Annotated in this window: 3 protein-coding genes; all 3 read right to left on the bottom strand. The window is 70.7% G+C overall.

Annotated features, from left to right (window positions below):
- Positions 1 to 89 precede the first annotated feature (89 nt).
- The 3 genes from cobT to cobS are packed head-to-tail and all read right to left on the bottom strand — an operon-like array spanning position 90 to position 3,495.
- On the bottom strand, positions 90 to 1,994 hold the full coding sequence (cobT, locus tag AX737_RS26405; protein WP_066926650.1) for a cobaltochelatase subunit CobT: 1,905 nt from the start codon (positions 1,992 to 1,994) through the stop codon (positions 90 to 92).
- 6 nt (positions 1,995 to 2,000) lie between these two features.
- On the bottom strand, positions 2,001 to 2,495 hold the full coding sequence (locus tag AX737_RS26400) for a DUF29 domain-containing protein (protein ID WP_066926652.1): 495 nt from the start codon (positions 2,493 to 2,495) through the stop codon (positions 2,001 to 2,003).
- 16 nt (positions 2,496 to 2,511) lie between these two features.
- On the bottom strand, positions 2,512 to 3,495 hold the full coding sequence (gene cobS / locus AX737_RS26395) for a cobaltochelatase subunit CobS (RefSeq protein ID WP_066926649.1): 984 nt from the start codon (positions 3,493 to 3,495) through the stop codon (positions 2,512 to 2,514).
- Positions 3,496 to 3,736: the final 241 nt, after the last annotated feature.

Raw genomic sequence — 3,736 nt, 5'->3', positions numbered from 1 at the left:
GCATCGACGCGCGTTCAGGGCGCCGCCTACTCTGGGAGTGTCATACCCCTCACCCTATCCCTCTCCCTATGGGAGAGGGGACCCGCGCCCTACCGTCGCCCGCCCGCGGCCCGCAGGCCGCGCGCCGGTGACGCCGCGCCGTCCTCCTCGAACAGCTCGGCGAGCTTCTCGGTCATCGCGCCGCCGAGCTCTTCCGCGTCGATGATCGTCACGGCGCGGCGGTAGTAGCGCGTCACGTCGTGGCCGATGCCGATGGCGAGCAGCTCGACGGGCGAGCGCGTCTCGATGTCCTCGATCATCCAGCGCAGGTGCCGCTCGAGGTAGTTGCCGGCATTGACCGACAGGGTCGAATCGTCGACCGGCGCGCCGTCCGAGATCACCATCAGGATCTTGCGCTGTTCGGGGCGGCCGAGCAGGCGCTTGTGCGCCCAGTCCAGCGCCTCGCCGTCGATGTTCTCCTTCAGAAGCCCCTCGCGCATCATCAGCCCGAGGTTCTTGCGCGCGCGGCGCCAGGGGGCGTCCGCCGATTTGTAGACGATGTGGCGCAGGTCGTTGAGGCGGCCCGGGTTCGGCGGCTTGCCGGCGGCGAGCCACGCCTCGCGGCTCTGGCCGCCCTTCCAGGCGCGGGTGGTGAACCCCAAGATCTCGACCTTGACGCCGCAGCGCTCCAGCGTGCGGGCCAGGATGTCGGCGCAGGTCGCCGCCACCGTGATCGGCCGGCCGCGCATCGAGCCCGAATTGTCGAGGAGCAGCGTGACGACGGTGTCGCGGAAATTCGTGTCCTTCTCCTGCTTGAAGGAGAGAGGCTGGAACGGGTCGATCACCACGCGGACGAGGCGAGCCGGATCGAGCTGGCCCTCCTCCAGGTCGAAGTCCCAGGCGCGGTTCTGCTGGGCGAGCAGCCGCCGCTGCAGACGGTTGGCGAGGCGCCCGACCACGCCCTGCAGGTGCGAGAGCTGCTTGTCGAGATAGGTGCGCAGCCGCGCCAGCTCGTCCGGATCGCAGAGATCCTCGGCGTGGATGACCTCGTCGAAGCGGGCGTTGAAGACCTTGTACTCGGGCCCCCGCGGGGTGTTGTCGGCCCGCTGCGGCGGGCGCCAGGACTCGCCGGCCTCCTCGGAATCGGCCTCCTCGGCCTCGTCGGGCAATTCGCCCGAGGGCGCGTCGGCGGCCTCCTGCGAGCCCTCCTCGATCTCATCGGAGGCCTCCTCGGAGGTCTCGATCTCGGCGCGGTCGCCCTGGGACTGCTCCTCGGCCTCGCCCTCCTGCGGGCTCTGGTCGCTGTCCTGGGCCTCGCCCTCCTCGTCGGTCTCGTCGTCCTCCGGGTCGAAGGGCGTCTCGTCCGCCATGTCGAGGGAGGAGAGGAGGTCGCGCACCGAGCGCGCGAAGGCGCGCTGGTCCTCGATGGAACCCAGCAGCCCGTCGAGGTTGCGCCCGGCCTTGGCCTCGACGTGGTCCCTCCACAGATCGACGATGCGCTGCGCGGCGGCCGGCGGCGCCTGCCCCGTCAGGCGCTCGCGCACCATCAGCGCGACGGCGTCCTCCATCGGCGCGTCGGCCCGATCCGTAATGGTCTCGTACTTGCCGCCGCGATGGTAGCGGTCCTCCAGCATCGCCGAGATGTTCGAGGCGACGCCCGCCATCCGGCGCGCGCCGATCGCCTCGACGCGGGCCTGCTCGACCGCGTCGTAGACCGCGCGGGCCGGCGCGTTCTCGGGCGCGAGGCGGCGGTGGACGGCGACGTCGTGGCAGCCGAGGCGCAGCGCCATCGAGTCGGCGTTGCCGCGCAGCACCGCGACGTCGTGGGCGGAGAGCTTGCGGGGCGGCTCGGGCAGCCGCGCCTTGTCCCCCGTCAGCGCCGGCCGGTCGGTGGCGTAGGTCACCTCGATCTCGGAGCGGCGCGCGATGGCGCGCAGGCACCCCGCCACCGAGCGCTTCAGGGGCTCGGCCACGGGCTCGCGGCGCTCACCGGGCTTGCGGTTGGAGATGGACATGCGGGGCTACCGGTCGGCCTCGTACTCGAAGGGACGGTTCAGGATGTCGTCCCAGCTGTAGGGACACTCCGCGGGCAGGGTCTTGGGGGAACGCCGCATCTCGCGGGCGGCTCGCAACCGGGCAAGCCGGAAGCCGTCCTCGATCGCCTCGCCGACACGCGACTTGAGACCCGGGTTCCGGCGCAATTGCCGGTCGATCCGCACGCGCTGCTCGGCGATGGTCAGGGACCAGCTCCGGGTCCGACGCTCGGGCTGGTGGTCCCATCTGAGGGCGTGGGCCAGAAGCACGTCGATGGCGCTCTCGAGCTTGTCGTACTGCTCCGAACCCACGTCGCTCAGCTCCTCGGCGATGTTGTCGAGGTCGAGCGCTTCCACCCGGCCGGCGCGAAGCAGCGCCACCTGCTCCTGGACCCAGGTGTAGAGGTCGTCCGCGCAGCGCGTCCGGCCCTCGGCGCGCGGGGCCGGCGGGGCGTCCTCGCGGGTCGGGGCCGGCGGCGCCATCGCGTCCTCCATCGGGTCAGCTCAGCGCGACGTTCACCGCGCTTTCGGGCAAGTCCTTGCCGAAGGCGCGCTGGTAGAACTCCGCGACCAGCGTCCGTTCCAGCTCGTCGCACTTGTTCAGGAAGGTCACCCGGAAGGCGAAGCCGATGTCGCGGAAGATGTCGGCGTTCTCCGCCCAGGTGATCACCGTGCGGGGGCTCATCACGGTCGAGAGGTCGCCGTTCATGAAGGCGTTGCGGGTGAGGTCCGCCACGCGCACCATGCGGTTGACGATGTCGCGGCCCTGGTCGCCCTGATAGTGGGTCGCCTTCGAGAGCACGATGTCGACCTCGCGGTCGTGCGGCAGGTAGTTCAGCGTGGTGACGATCGACCAGCGGTCCATCTGGCCCTGGTTGATCTGCTGGGTGCCGTGATAGAGGCCCGACGTGTCGCCGAGGCCGACCGTGTTGGCGGTCGCGAAGAGCCGGAAGGCGGGGTGGGGGCGGATCACCCGCTTCTGGTCGAGGAGCGTCAGGCGGCCGGACACCTCCAGCACGCGCTGGATCACGAACATCACGTCGGGCCGGCCGGCATCGTACTCGTCGAAGACGAGCGCGACATTGTTCTGCAGCGCCCAGGGCAGGATGCCGTCTTGGAAGGCGGTGACCTGCTGGCCGTCCTGCAGCACGATCGCGTCCTTGCCGACGAGGTCGATGCGCGAGACGTGGCTGTCGAGGTTGATCCGGATGCAGGGCCAGTTCAGGCGAGCGGCGACCTGCTCGATATGGGTCGACTTGCCGGTGCCGTGATAGCCCGTGACCATCACGCGGCGGTTCTTGGCGAAGCCCGCCAGGATGGCGAGCGTGGTCTCGCGGTCGAAGATGTAGTCCGGGTCGAGATCCGGCACGTGCTCGTCGGCTTCCGAGAAGGCGGGCACCTTGAGGTCGAGGTCGATGCCGAACACCTCGCGGACCGAGACGTGGCGGTCGGGCATCGCGGCGGGCTTGTCGTCAGAGAGCATACGGGACCTCGTGGGGGCGGGCTCCGACGGCGGGTGCCGGATGACCTCGCGGATTCTCGGACCGGGCGGGCCGCGGACAAGCCGCGGTGCCGGCCTTCCTTAGCCGTCGTCGCGGCGGAGCGCCAAGGGGGCGGCGGCACGCGGGACGCGACGTCCGGGATCACCTCCATATAGGGAGCCCGCCGCCGTTGTCCGCCCGCACCGCGCGATAGCGACGCGCGGCGGGTGCATCCTTCGTGCC

The organism is Methylobacterium sp. CCH5-D2, assembly GCF_001556475.1.
In the GTDB taxonomy this organism is placed as follows: Bacteria; Pseudomonadota; Alphaproteobacteria; order Rhizobiales; family Beijerinckiaceae; genus Methylobacterium; species Methylobacterium hispanicum.
Note: the sequence above shows the minus strand (reverse complement) of the source record. Positions and strands in the feature narration are given on the sequence as shown.